Origin of the sequence: Gibbsiella dentisursi, assembly GCF_039539505.1 — a bacterium.
In the GTDB taxonomy this organism is placed as follows: Bacteria; Pseudomonadota; Gammaproteobacteria; order Enterobacterales; family Enterobacteriaceae; genus Gibbsiella; species Gibbsiella quercinecans.
Map to the genome: position 1 here is coordinate 1,797,608 of NZ_BAABDG010000002.1, position 25,042 is coordinate 1,822,649.

The 25,042-nt window shown below is 56.1% G+C and carries 17 protein-coding genes, 3 tRNA genes and 1 pseudogene; 12 read left to right on the forward strand and 9 right to left on the reverse strand.

The genetic code is table 11. The annotated features are described in order from the left end of the window. Positions 1 to 157: 157 nt before the first annotated feature. Complete coding sequence (cfa, locus tag ABFX35_RS08635) at positions 158 to 1,309, forward strand: cyclopropane fatty acyl phospholipid synthase (RefSeq protein WP_121552699.1); 1,152 nt, start codon at positions 158 to 160, stop codon at positions 1,307 to 1,309. A 103-nt stretch (positions 1,310 to 1,412) separates the two neighbouring features. On the opposite strand, the gene ABFX35_RS08640 is transcribed toward cfa, so the two are convergent. Beyond that, positions 1,413 to 2,060: a riboflavin synthase subunit alpha gene (locus ABFX35_RS08640; RefSeq protein ID WP_346080324.1), complete on the reverse strand. Its 648-nt coding sequence runs from the start codon at positions 2,058 to 2,060 to the stop codon at positions 1,413 to 1,415. Between the two features lie 236 nt (positions 2,061 to 2,296). On the opposite strand from ABFX35_RS08640, the gene ABFX35_RS08645 reads away from it, so the two are divergent. The 5 genes from ABFX35_RS08645 (at position 2,297) to ABFX35_RS08665 (ending at position 7,780) form a co-directional block, all read left to right on the forward strand. After that, positions 2,297 to 3,673, forward strand: a complete 1,377-nt coding sequence (locus tag ABFX35_RS08645) for an MATE family efflux transporter (RefSeq protein WP_346080325.1) — start codon at positions 2,297 to 2,299, stop codon at positions 3,671 to 3,673. 195 nt (positions 3,674 to 3,868) lie between these two features. Continuing rightward, positions 3,869 to 3,945, forward strand: a tRNA-Val gene (locus tag ABFX35_RS08650). A gap of 39 nt (positions 3,946 to 3,984) precedes the next feature. Continuing rightward, positions 3,985 to 4,061, forward strand: a tRNA-Val gene (locus ABFX35_RS08655). A 394-nt stretch (positions 4,062 to 4,455) separates the two neighbouring features. Continuing rightward, the gene (locus ABFX35_RS08660) at positions 4,456 to 6,756 is read left to right on the forward strand and encodes a TonB-dependent siderophore receptor (RefSeq protein ID WP_279024252.1); all 2,301 of its coding nucleotides are present in this window, start codon (positions 4,456 to 4,458) and stop codon (positions 6,754 to 6,756) included. A 79-nt stretch (positions 6,757 to 6,835) separates the two neighbouring features. Then, positions 6,836 to 7,780: an alpha/beta hydrolase gene (locus ABFX35_RS08665; protein ID WP_279024253.1), complete on the forward strand. Its 945-nt coding sequence runs from the start codon at positions 6,836 to 6,838 to the stop codon at positions 7,778 to 7,780. A gap of 97 nt (positions 7,781 to 7,877) precedes the next feature. On the opposite strand, the gene iroC is transcribed toward ABFX35_RS08665, so the two are convergent. Together iroC and ABFX35_RS08675 are read right to left on the reverse strand one after the other, a co-directional pair. Continuing rightward, positions 7,878 to 11,573 (reverse strand): salmochelin/enterobactin export ABC transporter IroC, encoded by a 3,696-nt coding sequence (gene iroC, locus ABFX35_RS08670; RefSeq protein ID WP_346080327.1) that lies wholly within the window; start codon positions 11,571 to 11,573, stop codon positions 7,878 to 7,880. Between the two features lie 131 nt (positions 11,574 to 11,704). After that, a complete protein-coding gene (locus tag ABFX35_RS08675; protein ID WP_346080329.1) occupies positions 11,705 to 12,820 on the reverse strand; it encodes a glycosyltransferase in 1,116 nt (371 codons plus the stop codon). 725 nt (positions 12,821 to 13,545) lie between these two features. On the opposite strand from ABFX35_RS08675, the gene ABFX35_RS08680 reads away from it, so the two are divergent. The 6 genes from ABFX35_RS08680 to ABFX35_RS08705 all read left to right on the forward strand — a co-directional run bounded on the left by ABFX35_RS08680 (position 13,546) and on the right by ABFX35_RS08705 (position 18,297). Beyond that, the gene (locus ABFX35_RS08680) at positions 13,546 to 14,790 is read left to right on the forward strand and encodes an alpha/beta hydrolase-fold protein (protein WP_346080331.1); all 1,245 of its coding nucleotides are present in this window, start codon (positions 13,546 to 13,548) and stop codon (positions 14,788 to 14,790) included. A gap of 133 nt (positions 14,791 to 14,923) precedes the next feature. Then, a complete protein-coding gene (locus ABFX35_RS08685; protein WP_121552704.1) occupies positions 14,924 to 15,103 on the forward strand; it encodes a hypothetical protein in 180 nt (59 codons plus the stop codon). A gap of 194 nt (positions 15,104 to 15,297) precedes the next feature. Further along, positions 15,298 to 15,374: transfer RNA gene (locus tag ABFX35_RS08690), tRNA-Val, on the forward strand. A gap of 107 nt (positions 15,375 to 15,481) precedes the next feature. Beyond that, positions 15,482 to 15,781, forward strand: a complete 300-nt coding sequence (locus tag ABFX35_RS08695) for a cupin domain-containing protein (protein WP_279024258.1) — start codon at positions 15,482 to 15,484, stop codon at positions 15,779 to 15,781. Between the two features lie 560 nt (positions 15,782 to 16,341). After that, positions 16,342 to 17,754, forward strand: coding sequence for a pyruvate kinase PykF (pykF, locus tag ABFX35_RS08700; RefSeq protein WP_279024260.1), 1,413 nt, complete (start codon positions 16,342 to 16,344; stop codon positions 17,752 to 17,754). 306 nt (positions 17,755 to 18,060) lie between these two features. Continuing rightward, complete coding sequence (locus tag ABFX35_RS08705) at positions 18,061 to 18,297, forward strand: major outer membrane lipoprotein (RefSeq protein ID WP_004943717.1); 237 nt, start codon at positions 18,061 to 18,063, stop codon at positions 18,295 to 18,297. Positions 18,298 to 18,423: 126 nt separating this feature from the next. Here the strand turns inward: ABFX35_RS08705 and ABFX35_RS08710 are convergent. The 6 genes and pseudogenes from ABFX35_RS08710 to sufB all read right to left on the reverse strand — a co-directional run. Then, positions 18,424 to 19,356, reverse strand: a pseudogene (locus ABFX35_RS08710) (L,D-transpeptidase family protein); the annotation flags it as partial. Between the two features lie 313 nt (positions 19,357 to 19,669). Continuing rightward, positions 19,670 to 20,086, reverse strand: a complete 417-nt coding sequence (sufE, locus tag ABFX35_RS08715; protein WP_279024262.1) for a cysteine desulfuration protein SufE — start codon at positions 20,084 to 20,086, stop codon at positions 19,670 to 19,672. Positions 20,087 to 20,179: 93 nt separating this feature from the next. Continuing rightward, a complete protein-coding gene (sufS, locus tag ABFX35_RS08720) occupies positions 20,180 to 21,400 on the reverse strand; it encodes a cysteine desulfurase SufS (protein WP_346080336.1) in 1,221 nt (406 codons plus the stop codon). After that, complete coding sequence (gene sufD, locus ABFX35_RS08725; protein WP_346080337.1) at positions 21,397 to 22,683, reverse strand: Fe-S cluster assembly protein SufD; 1,287 nt, start codon at positions 22,681 to 22,683, stop codon at positions 21,397 to 21,399. Before sufD ends, sufS begins: the two co-directional genes overlap by 4 nt. Further along, positions 22,658 to 23,404 (reverse strand): Fe-S cluster assembly ATPase SufC, encoded by a 747-nt coding sequence (gene sufC, locus ABFX35_RS08730; protein WP_121525896.1) that lies wholly within the window; start codon positions 23,402 to 23,404, stop codon positions 22,658 to 22,660. The genes sufD and sufC overlap by 26 nt, the downstream gene beginning before the upstream one ends. A 137-nt stretch (positions 23,405 to 23,541) precedes the next feature. Continuing rightward, a complete protein-coding gene (gene sufB / locus ABFX35_RS08735) occupies positions 23,542 to 25,041 on the reverse strand; it encodes a Fe-S cluster assembly protein SufB (RefSeq protein ID WP_346080339.1) in 1,500 nt (499 codons plus the stop codon). Between the last annotated feature and the right edge of the window lies 1 nt (position 25,042).

Consider the following 25,042-nt stretch of genomic DNA (forward strand, 5'->3'; position numbering starts at 1 on the left):
TGCGCCCACTTGCGCCGGGCGTCTCCTTAAAGTTTTCCTCTGCTCATGTCGGATATCAGACGCCGCGGTTTTTTCCGTAGGTTTACGTATGTGCCCGCAAAATTGGCTAAGCTATTTCAAGCGGGCCATAAGTCAGAAGAAAGGTAATGGAGAAGCTATGAGTTCATCGTGTATAGAAGATCTGAGCATCCAGGATAACCAATGGTATCGTATCGCCCATGAAATGCTCAGCATGGCCGGTATTGCAATAAATGGCTCACGACCTTTCGATATCAAGGTTAAAAACCCTGATTTTTTTAAACGTGTCCTCCAGGAAGGTTCCCTCGGCCTGGGGGAAAGCTACATGGACGGCTGGTGGGAGTGCGAACGGTTGGATGTCTTTTTCCAGCGCGTTATCAATGCCGGTTTGGAAAGGAAACTCCCCCACCACCTGAAAGACACGCTGCGTATCGCCACTGCGCGCCTGGTTAACCTGCAATCGAAAAAGCGCGCCTGGATCGTCGGGAAAGAACATTACGATCTGGGTAACGATCTGTTCACCCTGATGCTCGATCCCTACATGCAGTATTCCTGCGCGTACTGGAAAGACGCCAAAACCCTCGAACAGGCGCAGGAAGCCAAACTGCAGTTGATCTGTGAAAAGCTGCAACTTCAGCCCGGTATGCGCCTGCTGGATATTGGCTGCGGCTGGGGCGGGCTTTCCGCCTATGCCGCCAAAAACTTTGGCGTTTCCGTGGTCGGCGTGACCATCTCCGCCGAACAACAGAAATTGGCGCAGGCACGCTGTGCCGGGCTAGACGTGAAAATTCTGCTGCAGGACTACCGCGATCTGCAGCAACAGTTTGATCGTATCGTTTCCGTCGGCATGTTCGAACACGTTGGCCCGAAAAACTACCGTACCTATTTCAACGTGGTTGAGCGCAACTTAAAGCCCGATGGTTTATTCCTGCTGCACACCATTGGCTCAAACCGCACCGATATGAATGTCGATCCCTGGATCAACAAATATATTTTCCCGAACGGCTGCCTTCCTTCGGTTACGCAAATCGCGCATGCCAGCGAAGGGCATTTTGTGATGGAAGATTGGCATAATATTGGCGCGGATTACGACCGCACGCTCATGGCCTGGTACGAACGCTTCCAACAGGCATGGCCGCAATTAGCCGCACGTTATTCCGAGCGTTTCGAACGGATGTTCAGTTATTATTTGAACGCCTGTGCCGGTGCGTTCCGCGCGCGCGATATTCAGCTGTGGCAGGTGGTGTTCAGCCCGAAAGGCGTTGCTGGCGGCATTCGCGTTGCCCGCTAACCCAGGCGCCTGCGCATAACCCTTGCTCCCTTCCGCCCCCGGACAGGGAGCGGGTTAGCGAATACGCCAGCATGAGCACCTCCATTGCTGGCGATAATCACCATTACAGCTTGGCAACCACCTCTTCCACGGCCGCCGCCGCATTTCGGCTGGCGAGCACCCGCTCAACGGTATCCACCACCGCCTGCGTTTGCGGATCAATTTCAATATTCACCCGATCGCCCAGACGTTTTTTACCCAGGGTGGTGCGCTCAAGGGTTTCAGGAATCAAGTGCACGCAAAAACGGTTATTAATCACTTCGCCAATCGTCAGGCTAATACCGTCAATGCCGATAAAACCTTTGTGTAATACATATTTCATCAGCGCAGCGTCAGGGATCTGGAACCAAATCTGGCGGTTATTTTCCGAAGTATGGATTTTAGCGATTTCCGCCGTGCAGATAATATGGCCGGACATCAAATGGCCGCCAATCTCATCGCTGAATTTGGCCGCTCGCTCGACATTCACTTGCTCACCGAGCGCCAACGCCCCAAGGTTGGTCAGGCGCAGCGTTTCTTTGATCAAGTCAAAGCTAACGCGGCTGCCCTCTATCGCGGTCACCGTCAGGCAGCAACCGTTGTGCGCCACCGAAGCGCCCAGCTCCAGCCCAGGCAGCAAGTCTGCCGGCATATCAATCACATGGGTACGGAAGTTGGGTTTTTCATCAATAGCAACCAACGGAGCAGTGCCTTGTACTATGCCGGTAAACATGTTTGCCTCTTTATTCAGTCAATGTGTGCAACAACGCTGGAGCAAGTTTGCCCCACTTGGCAAAAAAAACCAAATCCGCGGCGGTAAAAATCGTTAAGGCATTGGCCCGTGGTAATGACAATGATTGATTCATAACGCCGAGCAGGTACAATATTTGTGAAAATGTTTCACAACTTTCATTGTTCGCCTTCACGGCGCCCTCTGCCTCTATTATAAATAACCCCAAAGGTGTATGCGTGCAGAAATACCTCAAGGAAGCGCGTAGTTTATTAGCCCTCGCCATTCCCGTCATTATTGCGCAAGTTTCACAAACCGCCATGGGCGTAGTGGATACCATCATGGCTGGTTCCTACAGCGCCACCGACATGGCCGCGGTTGCGGTAGGCACCTCTATCTGGCTGCCGGCCATTCTCTTCGGCCATGGCCTGGTGCTGGCCTTAACGCCGGTTATCGCTCAACTCAACGGTGCCGGGCGGCGTGAACGGATTGCGCACCAGGTCAATCAGGGGTTTTGGTTGGCTTCTGCGGTTTCCGTGCTGATTATCGCCGTGCTGTACAACAGCAAATTCGTCATCGATATGATGCATAACATCGATCCGGAACTGGAAAGAAAAGCCGTTGGCTACCTGCATACCATTATGTGGGGCGCGCCGGGCTTTCTGTTCTTCCAGGTGCTGCGTAATCAGTGTGAGGGGCTGTCAAAAACCAAACCGGGGATGATCATTGGCTTTATCGGCCTGCTGATAAACATCCCAATTAACTACGTGCTGATTTTCGGCAAATTCGGCTTCCCGGAATTGGGCGGGATCGGCTGCGGCGTCGCGACCGGCAGCGTCTACTGGCTGATGTTCCTGATGATGCGCTGGTATGTCAAACGCGCGCCGTCACAACGCGACATCAAACTGTTGCCGACCCAACACCGGGGGCCAGACTGGGCGACGATAAAACGCCTGATTGGCATTGGCACGCCGGTGGCGTTGGCGATTTTCTTCGAAGTCACGCTGTTTGCCGTTGTGGCGCTGTTGGTTTCGCCGTTGGGCATTGTCGCCGTGGCGGGCCACCAGATTGCGCTCAACTTCAGCGCCTTGATGTTCGTACTGCCGTTGTCGTTGGGCGTGGCGGCGACCATCCGCGTGGGCCATAGCCTGGGGGAAGGCTCCGTCGAGGGCGCGCGCATTGCCGCCAATGCGTCCATCGGCGTGGGTATCGCTATGGCTACCGCCACCGCGCTGTTTACCGCCATTCTGCGCGAACCCATTGCCTTACTGTATAACGACAACCCCGCCGTGGTTATGATGGCCTCGCATTTGATGCTGCTGGCGGCGCTTTACCAGATTTCCGACTCGATCCAGGTGATTGGCAGCGGTATCCTGCGCGGTTACAAAGACACCCGCTCGATTTTCTTTATTACCTTTACCGCCTATTGGTTGCTGGGCCTGCCGAGCGGTTATTTACTGGCGTTAACCGATATTCTGGTGCCGGCGATGGGGCCGAGCGGTTTTTGGATTGGCTTTATCATCGGCCTGACCTTTGCGGCTATCCTGATGGCGTTGCGCATGCGCTGGCTGCAAAAACAGTCCGCCAGCTTGATTCTGCACCGCTCTGCACGTTAATGGTTTCTCCCGGTGGGCAGCACTGCGCTGCCCGCCGTTAATTTCAGCGCCAAATGCAGAAAAAAACGGCATGCTGCACACTCGTGCAGCAATCGGATGAATAAGCGGATAAAATTGCATTTTTCCCCTTGCCAGCGTGCGGGTAGCTCGTTAATATTCGTCCCCGCTGTCAGCCATGACAGGCAGAAAAAAGATGCGTCCGTAGCTCAGTTGGTTAGAGCACCACCTTGACATGGTGGGGGTCGGTGGTTCGAGTCCACTCGGACGCACCAACGTTCTGTTCACCACGGTGACGAAAATTTGCTTACAGTGCGTCCGTAGCTCAGTTGGTTAGAGCACCACCTTGACATGGTGGGGGTCGGTGGTTCGAGTCCACTCGGACGCACCATTTCTCTTCTGTCGTTCTCTCCTCTATCCTCGATTATCAGAATAATAAAACGCGCCCTGGCCTTCGCCATGCAGTTTGGCTAATTCCCCCTATTCAACCGATTTAATTCCACAACGACTTCAGCAATACTCTGCAAAATTAACCACGGGACTTTCACCACATAAATTGCACAGCATTTTATGTTCATGCTCAAGACGAGAGAAAAAAGACGACGCTAACGCCCCGCCCCCCAATATATTGCCTTCCCGCGCCGTATAATCAGTGACAGCCAGGCCGCCTGCCGCACCACCGTTTATCCTGCCGATAAGTACAATCTCAATTGTAATTAGGAATCACTCTCATTATAGTTATGTTTTTCATTATCACGATTAACAGGCAGGTAATTAATACCATCATGAAAATTGCGTATAAATATTCGCTGCTGGCTTCGTTCATTGCTTGCAGTCTTGGGATCGCGCAGGCACTGGCAGACGAAACAAATACCGGACCAGCGCAGAAACAAGGCCCGGGCAGCAACACCAATCAAAAGAAAAACGCCGTTAATGCCGATGAAAAAAGCAGCAGCGAAAATACCATGGTGGTCACCGCCAGAGAGCAAACGCTACAGGCGCCGGGGGTGTCGATCATTGATAGCGAAGCGATCAAAAAACACCCTATCCAGCGTGATGTTGCTGAAATTATCCGTACCATGCCCGGCGTAAACCTTACCGGTAATTCCAACAGCGGCCAGCGCGGTAATAACCGCCAAATCGATATTCGCGGCATGGGGCCGGAAAACACCCTTATTCTGGTTGACGGTATGCCGGTTAGCAGCCGTAACTCAGTGCGCTATGGCTGGAGCGACGAACGCGATACCCGTGGCGATACCAACTGGGTGCCGCCTGAAATGATAGACCGTATCGAAGTTATCCGCGGCCCGGCCGCTGCGCTATACGGTAATGGCGCCATGGGCGGCGTGGTCAATATCATTACCAAACCGGCAACCAAAGAATGGCACGGCAGTTTCAATAGCTATTACAACGTGCCGGAACACAAATCTGAAGGAGCTACCCGGCGCTTTAACGCCAGTTTAAACGGCGCCCTGACGGATAATCTCACCCTGCGCCTCTACGGTAACTGGAATAAAACCCAGGCGGATGCGCAGGACATCAACGAAAGCCACACGACGCCACGCACAGGCACTTACGCGGGCACCTATCCGTCGGGACGGGAAGGTTTCATTAATAAAGATATCCATTCCGCCCTACGCTGGGAATTTATGCCGCAGCAGGCACTCGAACTTGATATGGGCTATAGCCGCCAGGGCAACCTGTATGCCGGCGACACACAAAACACCAATACCAATACATTGGTGAAGGAATACTACGGTAAAGAAACCAATATCATCTATCGCCAAACGCTCAGCCTGAAATATACCGGCGCCTGGGACAACGGCGTGACCACGAATAACTACGTTCAGTTTGAAAAAACACGCAATACCCGGCTCAATGAAGGCCTGTCCGGGGGGATCGCGGGCATATTCAGCCCCTCTAATGAAGGCTTTTCCACCATTACGCTGTATGACACCAACCTCCATTCGGAGATCAATATTCCGCTTGATCTGTGGGTCAGCCAGACCGTGACCTTCGGCGCGGAAATGAATCATCAGGCCATGAAAGATCCGGCTTCAAATACCGAAACCACCACGGCTGGCGGTAGCGTTACCGGCATTTCCAGCTCCGGACGTGATAAATACAGTTCAGCCGATATTTACGGCGTTTACATGGAAGACAATATTGATCTGACGGATTCAACCCGTCTGACGCCCGGGTTACGTTTCAACTATCAGGATATTACCGGCAGCAACTTCAGCCCGGCGTTGAATCTCTCGCAGGAGTTGGGCAACGATTTTACGCTGAAACTCGGTATCGCCCGGGCCTGGAAAGCCCCGAACCTGTACCAGACCAACCCCAACTATCTTCTGTACAGCAGCGGGCAGGGTTGCTATGCCAGCGCCGGCAGTTGCTACCTGCAGGGGAACAGCGACTTAAAAGCCGAAACCAGCGTCAATAAAGAGATCGGTATCGAATATCATCATGATGACATTCAGGCCGGCCTGACCTGGTATCGCAACGACTACCACGATAAAGTCGAAGCAGGCTACGCGGCGGAATACGCCAACGGCACATCGGATATTTACAAGTGGGAAAACGTGCCTAAAGCGGTGGTTCAGGGGCTGGAAGGTACCTTAAACTTCCCGATCGCTGAATCAGTGACGATGAAAAACAACTTCACGTACAACATCGAAAACAAAAACAAAACCACCGGCGATTACCTGTCGATTATTCCCAAATTTACCATTAACTCTATCGTTGACTGGCAGGCTACCAACGACCTGTCAGTTCAGGGAACCATGACATGGTATGGCCGTCAGAAACCGAAGAAACTGAATTATAAGGGCGAAGCTACATCAGGTAGCGAAACCCGCCAAGTGTCGCCTTACGCCCTGTTCGGCATGAGTGCGACCTATAACGTGAATAAATACATGGATGTCACCGCCGGTATCGATAATCTGTTCGATAAACGCCACTTCCGCGAGGGCAACGCACAGAGTACCGGAAACGCCACGACGGGTGCGTACTTGTGGGGCGCAGGCGCTAATACTTACAACGAATCAGGCCGGACTTACTATATGCAGGTGGGCATGCATTTCTGATAAAACGCTTTTCAGGCTGCGATGATCCTTTCCGCAGCCTGAAATCGTTTTTATCAGCGGGCAGATGAAGAGAATACCCATGAATCACCGATTATCTTGCAGCAAAAACAGGCATAGCGCGCTATGCCTGGCCGCGTTATTCACCTGCCTGTACGCAGGAAAAAGTTATTCCAGGCCGGATATGTCCCCTTTGGGGCCCAATATCGCGGATAAAGGCTCTTCTTTTTATCATTTCTCTGTCAGCAGGTTCGATTCCGCCGACGGCAAACGGCATTACAACGTGTGGACGGGAGTACCCAATAGCCCGCCGCCGGCCGCCGGATTTCCCGTTCTTTATATGCTGGACGGCAACGCCGTCATGGACAGGTTATCGGATGCATTGCTGAAGCAGTTGGCGGCACAAAGCCCCCCTGTTCTGGTCGTCATCGGCTACCAGACGGCGCTGCCGTTCGATTTGCACGCCAGAGCGTATGACTACACGCCGCCGCTTAAAGACAATAACGCGGGCGATCGGCAAAATGTGCGCGGCAGAATGGCCGGCGGCGGCCTAATCTTTCGCCATCTGCTGGAAACGACCCTGGCTCCGCAGGCAGAAAAAGGGCTGAATATCGACCGGCGTAAACGCGGTATCTGGGGGCATTCTTTGGGCGGTGTTTTTGTGCTGGAGGCGTATTTATCCTCTGCGTTTTTTAACCGCTACTACGCCGCCAGCCCGTCGCTGAACCGTGATTATGTCGGGTTACTGCAACAGTTGGCAGCGATAGATAAGCGAAAATTCTGTGATAAGCCGCTGTATTTAAGCGAAGGAAACGGCGCTCCCGGTAAAAACCCAGAGGCCCCGCCTCCGGATGTGCTCAATAAAGTGCGCGCCACGGCGTCATCCCTTCAGCAGGCAGGGCTGCCCGTGACATACAGGCCGTATCCCGAATTATCACATGGCCAGATGTTTAACGTTGGTTTTGAGCAGGCGTTGCTGGATATGGCAAAAAATGCCGCAGGCAACGCGCCGGCGCAGTGCCCGTAAGCATCAGCCCGGCCTGCTGGTCTTCTCCTCTGAATAACGCTGACGGCGAGGGGGCGTTGCCACCGCAAAACCCCCGCGCCGGTTTCATTCGCCATCGTCAGGACAATAGCTCCTCTGCCCCCTCATCAAAGATCTGTTCCACCCGGGGTTCCGTAGCGGCGCCGGCGCTATCACGCCACAGCCGCGCATAGAGGCCATCCGCCGCCAGCAGCGCCGCATGCGTGCCGTATTCAGCGATGCGGCCCCCTTCCAGCACTGCGATCAGATCGCATCGGCAGGCGGTGGTGAGCCGATGAGCAACCACCAGTGCCGTTTGCCCATGGTTACGGGCGCCTGCGGCCAAAGACGTCATCAGCGCCTCCTCGGCCGAACGGTCCAGACGCGCCGTGGCTTCGTCAAGCAGCAGGACATGGGCATTGGCAAGCTGCGCTCGCGCCAACCCGATGAGCTGGCGCTGCCCTGCCGATAAGCCCGCCCCGCCGTTATTCACCGGGGTGCGGAACCCTTGCGGTAGCGCGCGCACCGTTGCCAACAGCCCGGCCCGGCACGCCGCGTCTTCCACCGCCTCATTGCTGCTCTCTGGGCGCGCATAGCGAATATTGCCGGCGATATCGCCACTGAACAATGCCACATCCTGCTCAACCAGCCCCACCCGGGAGCGATAGTCGGCAAGCAACATCTCGTCAACCGCACATTCGCCAATGCGGATCTTACCGCTAGTTGGGGAATAAAGGCCCGCCAGCAGTTTCACCAGGGTCGACTTGCCGGCACCGCTTGGCCCAACCACGGCCACCACCGAACCTTGCGGTATCGACAGGCTTAACGTATCCAGGGCCAGCTCACGGCTACCGGGATAGCGGAAGGTAACATTTTCCAGCGCCAGTTCACCCTTCAGCGGCGCGTGCGACGGCGGATCCGCAGGCTGCACGTCCTCCGCGCCCTCGGTGGCCAACAGTTCATCAATATGCTTGGTGCTGGCAGTCGCTTGCTGATAGGCATCGACAATGCCGGACAATTGCTGCACCGGCCCATAGAACTGCCCCAGCAACAGGAAGAATGCCGCCAGCACGCCGGCGGTCATCTCACCTTCGGCAACGCGGGATGCGCCCACCAGCAGGACGACAGCGTAAGAAGCCTCGGTACAAAACGTCAGGAAGGGAAAATAAACGGCAAGGTATTTTTGCGCACGCACGCGGGTAGCGCGGAAGCGATCCGACAGCGTCCGCAGTTTGGCGGCCTCCACGTCCTGCTGCCCATGCGATTGCACCACCCGCAGCCCAGACACTTTCTCTTGCAAGGTGCTATTTACCTTGCCGATCTCAATCCGCGCCTTGGCATAGGCGGGTGAACTCAAACGGCGGTAAATCAGCGTCGCCGCGGCGATCACCGGCACCGCGCCTAACGCCGCCAGAGCCAGCACCGGATCGAGCCAGAACATCGTGACCGCAATAGCGAGCATGGTGACCAGGCTGGTCGCCGCGCCGGCAAGGCCGTTTTGCAGAAAACGCGCCAGCGCGTCGACATCAACGGTCATGCGGGTGAGCCGCATATCGGCGTGCTGCTCATGGTAAGGCAGGCCCAGCCGCAACAGATGGCCAAAGCTGCGTAACCGCACGGTGTGCTGCACGGTTTCTGCCGCACGCGCCGAAACCACGGTCTGCAATGAGTAGCAGCACCAACTGACGATCACCAACAACAGGGCAAAAGCGGCACAAACCGCGATGGCGGTCAGATGGCCCATGGCGACGCCGCTATCGATACCGCGCTGCAGCAGCACCAGCACCCCGACGCTCGCGGCTGAATCCACGGCGATCAGTATCGCGGCGGCCACAAACAGCCATGCGACAGGGGCCAACAGCGATACCACCCGCCGCCCTTTGCCGGCCTGCGCCAACCGCACCGCCTTTTCGGGCACGCGGCACATGCGCTCGCGGAACCCCAGGCCGGCCCCGGCCGCGCGCGGTTCATCGCGCTCAGTGCCCACCGGCGAGGCGCTCGGCTCAGGCCAGAGCACGTTGGCCGAATCCGCCGGTTGTTCCAGAAAATCCCCCGTGCCGGACATCAGCGCACGGAATGCCGGGCAACGTTGCTCAAGCTCCGCCTGTGTGCCGATATCCGCAACGCGCCCCGCCTCCAGCACCACAATCTTATCGGCCAGTTGCAACGTCGAACGGCGCCGTGCGATCACCAGCAGCATGTGCTCGTCATCGGCATAGCGTGCCAGCGCGGTATTGATTTCCGCTTCCGTACCGGCATCCACCGCCGAAGTGGTATCGTCCAGGATCAACAACTCCGGCGCGGTGAGCAACGCGCGGGCAAGCGCCAGGCGCTGGCGTTGCCCTCCGGAGAGGTTTGCCGCACGCTCGGCCAGCGGCGTGTTGAACCCCTTTGGCAGCGCTGAAATAAAGCCCGTGGCGCCGGCCGCATCGGCAGCGCGACGGATGTCATCTTCGCTGGCCTGCGGATGGCCATAGGCAATATTTTCGGCAACGGTGCCGGCAAACAAAAAGGTGTCTTCAAACACCACGCCGACCTGCCGGCGCAGCGCGGCCAGCTTGAGATCGGCAATGCTCTGCCTGCCCTGCGCCGTGTTGAGCCACAGCCGCCCGGCGGTGGCATCGTAGAAGCGCGCAAGCAGCATCAACAGGGTTGATTTACCCGAACCGGAAGCGCCGACGATCGCGACGGTTTCTCCCGCACGCATGGAAAACGACACGTCATGCAATACGTCCACGCCGTTGCCGTAGTGGAACCCAACACCGTCCAGTTCCAGGCCGACAACCTTGCCGGCGACGGCCTGATCGCCGTCCTGCATTTGCGGTCGGGTATCAATGAGAGAGAAAACGCGCTCTACCGAAGCCTGGGTTCGTTGAGCAATGACCAGAAACGAGGCAAATACCCGGGTCGGGCCAGTCAACATGGCGAGGAAGCTGGCAAAGGCCACGAACGTCCCCAGATCGATCCGGCCCGCCATGACCGACCACCCGCCGAACCCTAGCAGCACGATTTGGCCGAGCACCGGAAGCGCCAGCATGGTGGCGCCCGGCATCGCCTGGGAAATTGCCGCGCCAATGCGCACGCGGACTATCTGCCGCGACTGGCGATCCAGCCATTGCATCTCGCGCAGCTCTGCCACACAGGATTTAACGATGGAGATCTGTGTCAGCACCTCACGCATGTGTTCTGTCAGGTTGGCAAGCCGATCCGAGGCCTGGCCGGTCTGGGCAAAAACACGACGACGCGCACGCAGCGCCGTAATAGCAAGGCCGGCCAGCACCACCACCACGATGAGCGTCATCGCCGGCGACATCCACAGCATGACCGCCAGGCCGGCGATATAATAAGTGAGGACGGCCAATGGCACCGGGCACATCTGCAACAGAATGTGCATCTGCTGCAAATCGCTATTGGTGCGCGAAATGACCTGCCCGGTCCGCAAGGCGTCTTGCCCCGCGCCATCAAGGTTCTGAATACTGTCGAAGGCTCTTCCGCGCAGCGTGTGCTGAACCCACAGCGAAAGTTCGCCCGCATATCCGCGCCGCACATAGTTACCGATGAAATCAAACAGCGCAATCACCAGCAAGCCACCGGCGAGCCACGGCAAGCGTGCCGGGTTGCCGGCCAGCGCATCGTTAACCGCCTGACGAGTGAGTAAAGGCGCCAACGCGGCGAGGACAATCGTCGATACCGAAGCCAGTATCACAATGATGCTTAACGTCTTTCGTTCCCAGCACACGCTGGCAAGACGGACAATCCAGGAATCAGTGGCCTTTGAAGAATGAGCAGTGGGCATCAAGCCTCCTTTATCTGCCAGAGCATAAATCCGATTAAAACTGCGCCAGCGCAGGCCGCCTCCGGGTTCTTTTCCGCGTGAAGACAGAGCCATCACTGACGCAATGCAATAGCGTCACAGGCTGGCGCTAATCAGCCGTACCTCAGTTTGGCGACAAGTTGTTCAGCGACCTGCGCCGGGCTGGCCTGCGCCGCCATTTCGGCCGCCACCTGTGCTGATGCGGTACGCAGTGAGGCATTACTCAGGAATGTATTGATCAGATCGCTCGATAAGCCGTTTTTGCCGGGGATGATGCCGCAGCCGCGATCCACCACAGCCCGGGCGTTGACCGGCCGATCGGCGCCCTCACCGAACACGATTTGCGGAATGCCGGCATGCAGCGCCGTGAGGGTGTTGCCCGCCCCGCCGTGATGAATAAACCCATCGGCGCCATTGAGAAACAGGCCCATCGGTATCCAGTCGACCAGCCGAACATTGGGCGGTAGCCGGCGCAAATCAGAACGCGCATTGGCTGAAAGCTGCAGGATAATCTCCGCATCCACCTCATCGGCCGAATCCATAACCCACGAGATCAGATCCAGCCCGTCAACCATCGGCTTGACGGTACCCAGGCTGACCAACAAACGCTTACGGCCGGGCGACCTGACCCACCAGTCTTGCCAGACGGCGCCGCCGTTATAGGGGACATATCGCATTGAAATGACGGGCTCGCCGTCATTTTCCAGTATGCTCATGCTCGGCGGTGTGACATCGATCCAGGCGAGATCGCGCGGCGGCGCCGTGATGCCGTGGCGGTTATAGGCATCGGCCAACGAGCGCGTCACCCCTTTGATATGCCAGGGCGTATGGGCGAACCCGACGGATTGCATGACAACCGGGATATGATACTTGGCCGCAATGAGCGGGCCGACCACGCCAAGCGGTGGATAGATGATAAGATCGGGCTGCCATGCCCCAGCCTGTTCAACCAGGCGATCGGCCATCTCTTCACTGAAGAACGAGAAGTTACCCATTTTGGTGCCGGCATGGTTTTTTTTACGCAGATCTTCCCGCCGCCGATAGTCGGCCTCCGAATCAAAGCCGGGCGCGGCATCGAACGCGACCAGGCCGGCCTCCGCCGCCTTTTGCGCAAATTTGCCTGCGCTCGCGATCAACACTTCATGCCCATGAACACGAAAAGCCTGGGCAAGAGAGAACACGGGATACAACAAACCGTATAAAGGTGGGCCAACAAAGAGAATACGCATGAGAAAATCCATCTCCGGCCTGACACAGTGAAATCCTGAAAGTCGCGCAGGCCCCCGACTGCTAAGGCGCCTATGGATTTCCAGTCAAGCGAATATTCAGCCAACCGGCGCTGAGTCCCCGTTGAAATGTCATGGGGGTGAATTATCGACGACCCAGCAACCGTAACCACGCAAACTATTACTTACCCAGCGAACTACGCCCCTACCGAATAATGTTTTTCATTTCCCGGCGAACAATAGTGGTTAATTTATCCCGCCTTCTAAAATAGTGACACAAAATACATTGTCATTATATTCAGAAATTACCCCAAACATTGCGGGTAAAAGAAAACGTCGAAACTCATACAGAATTTCACATAAAAACAATAGAGTACACAGAATCGCATCAGGTTATGGAAAAGAAACCCGCGATAGGCATAGCTGCGTTCCAAAATAACCACGCATTAATGAATGTTTTGCGAGATTACTTACCCAGAGCCCGTCTTCGCCTACATTGGCGAGCTCTGTTCATTACGTTAGCATATAATTATACGGCGAGTTGAAATTAAATCGATAATAGGAATTTTACCATACCCTAATTAACCATTTAATTTCCCCGGCTTATTAATAATAAAACAAGCAGCGATGTTTTATCGTGACACGCGTTCTTACACACTTTAATATAACGTTGAAATTATTTTATTGGCCAAATTAATAAACCCGGTATATTTCATGGAATGCCAAGAATGAAGAATGTCACCGCTTTCCCCCCCCTTAAGCTCAGTGCAACAGAACGCTTACTGGCACAGCTGGCGAACCCGACGTCGCTGGATGTGACTCAGTTCTGGCATGATGTGGAAGCCGTCGATGTTCCTCTGGTGACTACGGCCGCCGGTAATCACGACGAGCGTGACGTCACCTTTCTCTGGCGCTCGGAAAAAGCCTTACAGGGGGTTTATCTCTGCCTGAACCGTGTGACGGATAAAAGCCACGTCGCCAGGGGGATGATGACCCATATCCCCGCCAGCGACATCTGGGCGCTGCAACTGCGCTTGCCGGCCAGCTACCGCGGTTCATACAGCATTACGGAGATTCCGCAGGAAACCTCACCCGAGCTGATTTCACAACTTGGCGGGCGCTTCACGCCGCTTATCGGGCAAGCCGATCCTTTCTGTAAAACGGCCAGCATCAACGTGCGTGGGGAGACGTGGGTCTCTGTTCTGGCCCTCGATCAGGCCCCCGAGCAGCGCGAGTGGGCGGCCGCACCCGCCCCCCACCGCGGCACACTCACCGCGTCTTATCCCGTGGTTGCCGGGCAACAGCGCCGTGTGCGCCTCTATATCCCCGACGTAGCCAGCTCGACGCCTTTAGGTTTGCTGGTATTGCCCGATGCCGAAACATGGTTTGATCACGTCGGTGCCCTGGGCGCTCTCGACGCCGCCATCGCCAGCGGCCGTATCCGCCCCCTGGCGGTGCTGGGCATTGACAACAATGATGAGCGGGATCGCGCAGCCATCCTGGGCGGCGATAACCAACTGGTGATCGACATTGCCGAGCATCTGATACCGCAGGTACGCACCGCACACCCAGACAGAGTCTGGGCCGGCCGTTCTCAGACCGTGCTGTGCGGGCAGAGCCTGGGCGGCGTAACCGCTCTGATGGCCGCCGTGCATGCGCCTGACGTTTTCGGCGCCATAATCAGCACCTCCCCCTCCATGTGGTGGATGCCGGACAACAGCCGGCGCCCGATCATGTTTAAAGAAAGCGATACCTCGTGGGTGAGCGAACGGGTATTGTCCAGCCCGCCGCAGACGGTGCGGATCAGACTGTGCGTGGGGGCACTGGAAGGGGCGATGGTTCCGCATGTCGAGCAATTGCACCAACGGCTATGCGCCGCTGGCGTTGAGAGCCAGCTTGCGATCTATACCGGCGGCCACGACTATGCCTGGTGGCGCGGCGCCCTTATCGACGGGTTGGCCACAATGCTCTAATCATATCGAAGAAATTTTCATGCACCGGTGCGATATGCTTTTTCTGTCTTAAGATATGTTTTTTAGTTTTTTCCCATCATACGCCCGGCGCCGTAGTATGGCCTCATTAGCTAGAGTGACGATGGGGTGGGAAATGCAAAAAGTTAACCGTTTTCTTGAATTGCTGACCGGTTTTTTGATGGAAAAAGAAGACAGCGATACCGCCATCAGCAAAACCACCGGTGCGGAAGATCTGGAAAATCATGTGATGCACTCGTTGCAACCGCGTGTTGCGCGTTCGGTCCCCCTGGCCGATCGCTTTATGTTTATGTAATCCCCCTCACCTACGGGTGGCCAGCGGCGTTGTTGCCCTGCCGCCCGCAGTGCTTTCGTATAACTTCCGTGCAAACGGCCCGCCACGGCTTGCCATGCCCATAGCGTTAGTCCATAATCCTTCCTCTGTTGTTGGCGGGCAAATAAAGCCTTAGCAATCAGCGGGTCACAATATCAGCATTGTTTCAGTCGCGTGCGTCCGTAGCTCAGTTGGTTAGAGCACCACCTTGACATGGTGGGGGTCGGTGGTTCGAGCCCACTCGGACGCACCAAGTCTATGCCTATCTTCCCGCACAGCGCCAATACGCCACAGCTTTACCGCCATGTTTCGGCATCGCGGGCCGCATTCCCGCAGATACCCTGCTACCAGGAACATTGCATGCTGACATTTACTGCAAAAACGCCGCTCGACGATCTGGGCAACGGCCTGAAACAATGTACCGGCATACTCAGCGATGGCTCCGCGGCAAAACAGCTGGATTACACGGCGGGCGCGTTTGGCCAACTGCTCAAGCGTCCCCATCCGGTGCAGACCAGGGTGGTCGCCGGTGAGTTTGAGTTTACGGTAGGTAATGACGTTTTTATCGTGATTGCCGGCGAATCGGTCACTATTCCGGCCAATACGCCCAGCGGCTGTTTTTGCCTGGTTAGCGGCAGGCTATGGGAAATTTCCGCCTGATTGACGTGCCGGGTAATAGCGGCCAGGTGAACAGGATGTAAACGCTGCGCAAACAGCCTGCACATAGTGCGTTTCTTTGCGCAACAACGTAAGTTGTTCCGGTGCGTTTTTCCTGGCGCTTTGGCTAAAGCTACGCCACTCATCGGTTTTTTATTTTGTTTCACGCGGCGATAGCTTTATAATGCCAGCGTCTTTTAGTTGAATGGTTTCAGCCCTTGATTCGCGAAAATACAAAAACAACATGCGCTGATTACGTCACTTTTTGCGGTGTCCTGTCTCCCATACGCGGACCAAAATTTTCCATCCGGTTGCTATCGCTGTCACCTATCCTTAACTATACCCTTCATACTTCAAGTTGCAGGTGTGTTGGCTTTCCTCGCTCACCCCAGTCACTTACTGGAGTAAGCTCCTGGGGATTCGCTGCGTTGCCGCCTTCCTGCAACTCGAATTATTTTGGGTATATATTTTGCAACGTCAGGCACAATTCTTATTCCATCCCGGTGGCTTACCCATCGGTTTACTGTTTCTCTAATCCATCACAACTTGTAGAAAACATCGTCATGAAAAAGACCAAAATTGTTTGTACAATCGGCCCAAAAACCGAATCAGAAGAAATGCTGACCAACCTGCTGAACGCAGGTATGAACGTAATGCGCCTGAACTTCTCCCACGGCGATTACGAAGAACACGGTAACCGTATCAAAAACATGCGCGCCGTAATGGCCAAAACCGGTAAAAACGCCGGCATCCTGCTGGATACCAAAGGCCCTGAAATCCGCACCATGAAGCTCGAAGGCGGTACCGACGCGTCACTGGTTGCCGGCCAGACCTTCACCTTCACCACCGATCAGAGCGTTATCGGCAACAACGAACGCGTTGCCGTTACCTACCAGGGCTTCGCTGCCGATCTGCGTATCGGTAACACCGTGCTGGTTGATGATGGCCTGATCGGCATGGAAGTGCTGAACGTGACCGAAAACGAAGTAGTTTGTAAAGTGCTGAACAACGGCGATCTTGGCGAAAACAAAGGCGTTAACCTGCCGGGCGTTTCCATCCAACTGCCGGCGCTGGCGGAAAAAGACAAACGCGATTTGATCTTCGGCTGCGAACAAGGCGTAGACTTCGTTGCTGCGTCTTTCATCCGTAAACGTTCCGACGTACTGGAAATCCGTGAGCACCTGAAAGCGCACGGCGGCGAACACATTCAGATCATCTCCAAAATCGAAAACCAGGAAGGCCTGAACAACTTCGACGAAATCCTCGAAGCTTCTGACGGCATCATGGTAGCGCGTGGCGACCTGGGCGTTGAAATCCCGGTTGAAGAAGTGATCTTCGCACAGAAGATGATGATCGAGAAATGCAACCACGCACGCAAAGTGGTGATCACCGCTACCCAAATGCTCGATTCCATGATCAAAAACCCGCGCCCTACCCGTGCGGAAGCCGGCGACGTTGCCAACGCCATCCTCGATGGCACCGACGCAGTAATGCTGTCTGGCGAGTCTGCAAAAGGTAAATACCCGCTGGAAGCAGTGACCATTATGGCCACCATCTGCGAACGCACCGACCGCGTGATGCAAAGCCGCATCGACGCCCTGAACGACAGCCGCAAACTGCGCATCACCGAAGCCGTTTGCCGCGGCGCGGTTGAAACGGCGGAAAAACTGGAAGCACCGTTGATCGTTGTTGCCACCAGCGGCGGCAAATCAGCCAAATCCGTGCGTAAATACTTCCCGGGCGCGATGATCCTGGCATTGACCACCAACGAAGTGACTGCCCGCCAGCTGATCCTGAGCAAAGGCGTTATCCCTCAGGTAGTGAAAGAAATCGCTTCCACCGACGACTTCTACCGTATCGGTAAAGAAGCGGCTGTGGCCAGCGGCTTGGCACAAAAAGGCGACGTTGTAGTGATGGTTTCTGGCGCGCTGGTACCAAGCGGCACCACCAATACTGCCTCTGTACACGTGCTTTAATCGAAAAGTGACAAAAACACGTTACGTTAAACGCCGCATTGCGGCGTTTTTTTTAACTACTGTAAACTATCCTGCCTAAAAAACCGCTGCAGATGCTTATTATTTAGCAAACAACAAATCGGAGCTGTCTGATAGAATCCGGCTGTTTTAGCTCGCTTTTTTAACTATTTTGTAAAACAAGATGCAAGTTTGAGCGAACGATCAAAATAAAGGGCCTCAACACAAAAAAATTATTCTCTTTCGAAAAAAGTTTGTGTAATACTTGTAACGCTACATGGAGATTAACTCAATCTAGAGGGTGTTATAATGAATCGTACTAAACTGGTACTGGGCGCTGTAATCCTGGGTTCCACTCTGCTGGCAGGCTGCTCTAGCAATGCTAAAATCGATCAGCTGTCTTCTGACGTTCAGACTCTGAACGCTAAAGTTGACCAACTGAGCAACGACGTGAACGCAATCCGTTCTGACGTTCAAGCAGCTAAAGACGACGCAGCACGTGCTAACCAGCGTCTGGACAACCAGGCTCACGCTTACAAAAAGTAAGATAGCTTTGGTAATTGAAAACGGTGCACATTGTGCACCGTTTTTTTTTGCCTGCCGTTGGTGAAACGGGCCAGACCGGCAACGCGCCGGAACCGGCCCAAAACCGCCTTAAAAGCCGCTAAACGGCGTTGCAGCACTGCCGCTGCTCACCAGCACCGGCATCCCCGAACGGCGCGTCATGGCGCTGTCAAACTCGGTTTTATCGGTCTGCGGATCGTTCACAAACGCCTGCTTGCTGCTTGAGAGCGCAATTGGCATGGTTTGCGGATCGTCTTTTTCGCTCCTCGACAGCGGTTGATGCACTTCAACGTAACGTTTGCCGTCGGGTTCCACCGCCACTTTCACCGGTTCGTTAATGATTTGCACCCGGGTGCCCTGCGGAACACGGTTGAATAGCGCTTCGATATCCTCCGGGCGCAGGCGAATGCAGCCCGAGCTGACGCGCATGCCAATGCCAAAGTTAGCGTTGGTGCCGTGGATCAGATACTGGCCCTTGCCCATCGCCAGGCGCATGGCGAACAGCCCCATCGGGTTCTCCGGCCCTGCCGGCACCACCGCCGGCAATATTTCCCCCTGCGCGGCATAGCGCTTGCGGATATTGGCGGTCGGCGTCCAGGTTGGGTTCGGGATCTTCTGGCTGATATGCGTCACTTGCAGCGGCGTATGCATCCCAACCTGACCAATGCCGATCGGGTAGACAATCACCTTGTCCTCACCCTTGGGATAATAATACAGCCGCAGTTCCGCCAGATTGACCACGATACCTTCGCGTGGGGTGTCCGGCAGCAGCATCTGAGTCGGGATCGTCAGCACGGAGCCGGTTTTCGGCAGATAAGGATCGGTGCCTGGGTTGGCTTCCAGCATCCCCAGCAGGCCAATTTTATAATCGGCGGCAATCATTTCCAGCGAACGGCCATCGTTCGGCACCACGTAAGTCGTATTCTCCCCAATCAGGCGGCTGTTTGCCGGTGGCAACGGATATTCGGTCGCTTTGGCGGCGGAAACGCCGGCCAGCGCGGTGGCGAATAACAGGCTCATTAAAGTCAACGCACGTTTCATGCTTTTCCCTATATAGTGACGGTTCGGCTTCGAGGCTACTCTGGCGCCCGGTGACAGGTAAATCAGACAACGCCCTGATTAAACGCCGTACGTTGAACGTTCAGCGCGCATCATGAGGCATGCACTAATAGTAGCAACCTGGCTTCCAAAGGCAATAAGTCCCCTAGAAATCAAGGTGTTATAACATGCATAAAGCGCAAGCCGGCCAGCCGATAGCGGTGGTAAGTGACTGAAACAGAAGTGATTTAGCAGAATGGTCTTGGCATAGAGAAGGCAGGTGCGCACCGGCGTTGCCACCAATGCGCACGGGCAATCAGGCGAGCAACGCCGCCTTGGCGCGAATAGCGCGAATCATCGCTTCCAGCCCCTGGGAGCGGGAAGGCGTTAGGTGCTGGCTCAACGCCAGTTGGCTGAAGAACGGGCGAACGTCAAACTCAACGATGGCACTCGGCCCCATACCATGATAAAGGCTGAACACCACGGCCAGCAGCCCCTTAACGATGGCGGCGTCGCTATCGCCCTTGAACGCCACATTCCCCTGCTCGTCCAGTTGCATGACGATCCACACCTGGCTTTGGCAGCCTGAAATCAGGTTTTGCGGCTGGCGATCGACCTCATCAAGCGCCGGCAGCTTAGCGCCCAACTCAATCACATACAGGTACTTTTCTTCCCAGTTCAGGCAACGGGAAAAATTGCGCACCAGCTTTTCTTTGTCCGGCAAAGTAGCCATGGAACTCCTTCTCGTAATATCTGGCCAGCCACGGCGTAATGTTTACGCCGATCCTTGAGAGAAAAAAGGAAACTGGCTGGCTTTTGCTGGGGCTTACCCCAGCAAAGTATGGATACGCTGCAGACCGGCAACCAACCGATCCACATCTTCACGCGTATTATACAGCGCCAGCGAAGCGCGGCACATGCTCGCGACGTGATAAAAATCCATCAGCGGCATGGCGCAGTGGTGGCCGGTACGAATAGCAATGCCATAGCGATCGAGGAAACTGCCGACGTCATAGGCGTGGTGTTTCCCCAGGTTGAAAGCAATCACCCCAGCGCGATCCGCCGGGCCATAGACCGTCAACTGCGGCACCTGCTGCAGTGCCTCATGGGCGTAATGCATCAGCGCCTGCTCGTAGCGCTGGATAGCCTCCAGGCCCAGTTCGCTGACATAGGCGATTGCCGCTCCCAGCCCCATGATGCCGGCGGTATTAGGCGAACCGGCCTCAAAGCGCCACGGCGGCTCGGCATAGGTGGTGCCGTTGGTCAGGCTGACCTGCTGGATCATCGCCCCGCCGCCTTCCCACGGCGGCATTTGCTGCAGCAGTTGCTGCTTGCCGTACAACACGCCGATGCCGGAAGGCCCATACAGCTTATGGCCGGAGAATACATAGAAATCGCAATCCAGCGCTTGCACGTCGACAGCCTGATGCATAACCGCCTGCGCACCGTCTACCAGCACTTTCAGCCCGGCCGCTTTGGCCTGCGGAATAATTTGCTGCAGCGGGTTAACGGTGCCCAACACGTTGGACACCTGCGTGATGGCCAACAGTTTGGTGGTATCGTCGATCAACGCCGGCAATTGCGCAACGTCCAGCGTACCGTCCTGTTGCAACGGCCAAACGCGCAGCTTGACGCCCCGCGCCTGGGCCAGCATCTGCCACGGCACAATGTTGGCATGGTGTTCCATCTCGGTGATGATGATACTGTCGCCCGGCTGGAGCAGATGGCCGCCAAAGCTGTTGGCCACCAGGTTGATGCCCTCGGTGGTGCCGCGCACGAAGACAATCTCTTCCGCCGAGGCGGCATTGATAAAGCGTGCCACCTGCTCGCGCACCGCCTCCATCTCGCTCGTGGCCTCGGCGCTCATGGTATGAATACCACGGTGCACGGCGGCATAGCCATGGCGATAAAAATCCAGCTCGCGATCGATCACCGCCTGCGGCTTTTGCGCGCTGGCGGCGCTGTCAAGGTAGACCAATGGCTGATCGTTCACCTGGCGCGTCAGAATGGGAAAATCACTGCGAACGCGTTCGATCGGATAACTCATTTTGCCTCCCCTGGCAGGCGTGGGGCGATTTGCGCCAACACCCGCTCACGGATTGCTTCGTTTTCGATGCCTTCGGTCAGTTCAGCGGCGAAGGCAAAGATAATCATCTGCTGCGCCGCGTGCTCGCTGATGCCGCGCGAGCGCAAATAGAACAGTTGTTCGGCGTCGATACGGCCAACGGTGGCGCCATGGCTGCACTTAACGTCATCGGCATAGATTTCCAACTGGGGTTTGGTGTCGACCTCGGCCGTTTTCCCCAACAGCAGATTATGGTTGGTCATCTGTCCATCGGTCTTCAGCGCATGCTGAGCCACTTTGATCATGCCGTTAAACACCGCACGTGCGCGATCGCTGACCACGGTCTTGTGCAACTGGCGGCTTTCACAATAGCCCTTATTATGTTCCAGGTAGGTACGGGTATCGCACACTTCCTGGCCAACCGGCAGCACCAGGCTGTTAATGGCAAGCGTCGCCCCTTCGCCGTTAAGCTGGGCGCTGGTGTTGTGGCGCGTCAGGCCGGCACCGAGCAGGAAGCTATCGCTTTTCACCCGCGCGTCGCGGCCCAGCACCAGATCGTTATGGGCAAAGTGGTAACTGGGTTGGCTTTCAAACGCCAGCTTGATGTGGCGCAGCCCAGCGTTATCGGCCACGTTGGCCGTCAGGCGCGCCCCGGTAAAGTGCGCCGCACCGTCCAGGCTAACGTAGTGCTCAATGACTTCGGCCTCGGCACCGCAGCCCACGTCCAGGTGATGGCGGTGATGCACGGTGTTCACCTCGCCTTCCGCCGCGCGCCCGCTGCTGATGTGCAGCAGGTATAACGGCCGCGCCGGGGCTTTGCCGGCCGGCAGACGGATCATGCCGGTCTGCTGCGCCAGGCTTTCCGTCAGGTGCAGAAAGATCTCGGGTTGGATCGGCTCCGGCAAGGCGCGCAGCGTGCCGTAGTCGGCCAGCTCAAACTGATAGCCGCCCAGATCGCTGTCGCTCAACGCCGGGCTAAAACGCCCATCGACGAACACCAGGCGGTAGGCGTCAATCGCCAGCGCCAGCGCGTCGCGCACGGCAGGGCTAACCTGCTGCGGCTGCGGCTCCAGGAACTGCTGTTCAAGCAGCCCCTCCAGCGGGGTGTATTTCCAGTTTTCCTGTTTACGCGTCGGCCAGCCCAGACGCAGCGCCTGCTGCCAGTGGGCCAGCGCATGGGCGGAATGTTCGCCGCCACGGGCTTCGAACAGGCTGTAAAGCTGGCGCAGCGCCTGTGAATTATTGTTGGTCGGTAAGCCAGCCATAGCCCTGCTCCTCCAACTGTTTCACCAGCGAGAAGTCGCCGGATTTGACGATACGCCCCTGCGACAACACGTGAACGTAGTCGGGCTTGATGTAATCCAGAATACGCTGGTAGTGGGTAACAATGATAAACGCGCGCTTGCCGTCGCGCAGCGAGTTAACGCCGTTAGAGACGATTTTCAACGCGTCGATATCCAGGCCGGAGTCGGTTTCATCCAGAATGCACAAATCTGGTTCCAGCGCCGCCATTTGCAGGATGTCGTTGCGCTTTTTCTCCCCGCCGGAAAAGCCGACGTTGACCGAGCGGGTCAGCAGATCGGCCGGCATGTTCAGCAGCTTGATTTTGTCTTCAATAAAGTCGGCGAAATCGAAGCGATCCAGCGGTTCTTGCTCGCGGTATTTACGCACCGCATTGACCGAGGTCTGCAGGAAGAAATGGTTGCTGACGCCGGGGATCTCCACCGGGTACTGAAACGCCAGGAACACCCCTTCACCCGCGCGATCTTCCGGATCCAGTTCCAGCAGCGGTTTGCCTTTAAATGTCACCTCGCCGTCAACCACTTCGTATTCTTCACGCCCGGCAAGCGTCGCCGAGAGCGTACTTTTCCCTGAGCCGTTGGGGCCCATAATGGCGTGCACTTCTCCTGGTTTCACCTCCAGGTTCACCCCTTTGAGGATTTCATTGCCTTCCACGCTGACTTTTAAATTTTTGATGCTTAACATTCTGTGTCCTTAAAGACGCGCCATGGTGCTGACTCCCGTTTGCCCTGCCGATATGGCGAAGCAACACGGGGTGGGTATGCTGCATATGAGCCGTGAAGCTCTGGCACGTGCAACTCAAATAAACGCGCGATGCTGGGTTAACCCACGCTGTGTTCCAGACTGATCGCCAGTAATTTCTGCGCCTCGACGGCAAATTCCAACGGCAGCTCGGAGAAAACATCTTTACAGAAGCCGTTGACGATCATTGAGATCGCATCGTCTTCGCTGATGCCGCGCTGCAGGCAGTAAAACAGCTGATCGTCGCCGATTTTCGAGGTGGTGGCCTCGTGCTCCAGTTGTGCGCTGTTGTTGCGCACCTCCACATACGGGAAGGTGTGCGCACCGCTGTCCGGCCCGATCAGCATCGAGTCGCACTGGGTGAAATTGCGCGCGTTTTCCGCGCCCGGCAGGATTTTCACCAGCCCACGATAAGTATTTTCGCTGTGCCCGGCGGAAATCCCCTTCGCAATGATGGTGGACTTGGTGTTTTTGCCGATGTGGATCATCTTGGTGCCGGTATCCGCCTGCTGATGGCCGCTGGTCAGGGCCACAGAGAAGAACTCGCCGATCGAGTTATCCCCCTGCAGGATCACGCTTGGGTACTTCCAGGTGATGGCCGAACCGGTTTCCGACTGGGTCCAGGACATCTTCGAGTTCGCCCCTTCGCACAGCGCGCGTTTGGTCACGAAGTTGAGGATCCCGCCTTTGCTTTCGCCGCCGGAGAACCAGTTTTGCACGGTGGAGTATTTCACTTCGGCATCTTTATGCAGAATGACTTCAACCACCGCCGCGTGCAGTTGGTAGCTGTCGCGTACCGGCGCAGAACAGCCTTCAATGTAGCTGACGTAGCTGCCTTCATCGGCGATCAGGATGGTGCGTTCGAACTGGCCGGTCTTCGCCGCGTTGATGCGGAAATAGGTGGACAGCTCCATCGGACAGCGCACCCCTTTCGGCACGTAGACGAAAGTGCCGTCCGAGGCCACCGCCGCGTTGAGCGCGGCAAAAAAGTTATCGTTGTGCGGCACCACGCGGCCCAGGTATTTGCGCACCAGATCCGGGTGCTCCTGGATCGCTTCGCCGAACGAGCAGAAGATCACCCCGCTTTCGGCCAGTTTTTCGCGGTAGGTGGTGGCAACGGAAACCGAGTCGAAAATCGCATCCACCGCCACTTCGCTGCCTTCGCGTACCGGCACGCCCAGTTGGTTGAACGCGTTTTCCACTTCCTGCGTCAGATAGCTTTTTTCCGCCATCGCTGCGCCGGTTTGCTGTTCGGCGCCTGGTTGCGAACCGCAGGCATCGTCACAATTGCCGCATGACGGCGCCGAAAAATAGCTGTAATCCTGGTAATCAAGCTTATCGTAGTGCGCCTTGAGCCAGTGCGGTTCTTCCATTTGCAACCATGCACGGTACGCCTCCAGGCGGAATTCCAGCATCCACTCCGGTTCATTACGTTTGGCCGAAATCGCCCGCACCACATCTTCGTTGATGCCATTGGCCAGTTCATCGGTTGCCAATTGGGTGAAGAACCCTTCTTTGTAACGCCCGTCACCGACCCAAGCCTGTACATCGTTAGGAAGGTCTACATTGCTTCGTGTCATG

Bases quoted from the DNA above. Each gene is read 5' to 3' on its own strand.
- iroC (WP_346080327.1), bottom strand. From the start codon at position 11,573: ATGCCCACTGCTCATTCTTCAAAGGCCACTGATTCCTGGATTGTCCGT.
- ABFX35_RS08680 (WP_346080331.1), top strand. From the start codon at position 13,546: ATGAAGAATGTCACCGCTTTCCCCCCCCTTAAGCTCAGTGCAACAGAA.
- ABFX35_RS08705 (WP_004943717.1), top strand. From the start codon at position 18,061: ATGAATCGTACTAAACTGGTACTGGGCGCTGTAATCCTGGGTTCCACT.
- ABFX35_RS08675 (WP_346080329.1), bottom strand. From the start codon at position 12,820: ATGCGTATTCTCTTTGTTGGCCCACCTTTATACGGTTTGTTGTATCCC.
- ABFX35_RS08685 (WP_121552704.1), top strand. From the start codon at position 14,924: ATGCAAAAAGTTAACCGTTTTCTTGAATTGCTGACCGGTTTTTTGATG.
- ABFX35_RS08640 (WP_346080324.1), bottom strand. From the start codon at position 2,060: ATGTTTACCGGCATAGTACAAGGCACTGCTCCGTTGGTTGCTATTGAT.
- cfa (WP_121552699.1), top strand. From the start codon at position 158: ATGAGTTCATCGTGTATAGAAGATCTGAGCATCCAGGATAACCAATGG.
- sufE (WP_279024262.1), bottom strand. From the start codon at position 20,086: ATGGCTACTTTGCCGGACAAAGAAAAGCTGGTGCGCAATTTTTCCCGT.
- sufD (WP_346080337.1), bottom strand. From the start codon at position 22,683: ATGGCTGGCTTACCGACCAACAATAATTCACAGGCGCTGCGCCAGCTT.
- sufS (WP_346080336.1), bottom strand. From the start codon at position 21,400: ATGAGTTATCCGATCGAACGCGTTCGCAGTGATTTTCCCATTCTGACG.
- pykF (WP_279024260.1), top strand. From the start codon at position 16,342: ATGAAAAAGACCAAAATTGTTTGTACAATCGGCCCAAAAACCGAATCA.
- sufB (WP_346080339.1), bottom strand. From the start codon at position 25,041: ATGACACGAAGCAATGTAGACCTTCCTAACGATGTACAGGCTTGGGTC.
- ABFX35_RS08665 (WP_279024253.1), top strand. From the start codon at position 6,836: ATGAATCACCGATTATCTTGCAGCAAAAACAGGCATAGCGCGCTATGC.
- ABFX35_RS08660 (WP_279024252.1), top strand. From the start codon at position 4,456: ATGAAAATTGCGTATAAATATTCGCTGCTGGCTTCGTTCATTGCTTGC.
- sufC (WP_121525896.1), bottom strand. From the start codon at position 23,404: ATGTTAAGCATCAAAAATTTAAAAGTCAGCGTGGAAGGCAATGAAATC.
- ABFX35_RS08695 (WP_279024258.1), top strand. From the start codon at position 15,482: ATGCTGACATTTACTGCAAAAACGCCGCTCGACGATCTGGGCAACGGC.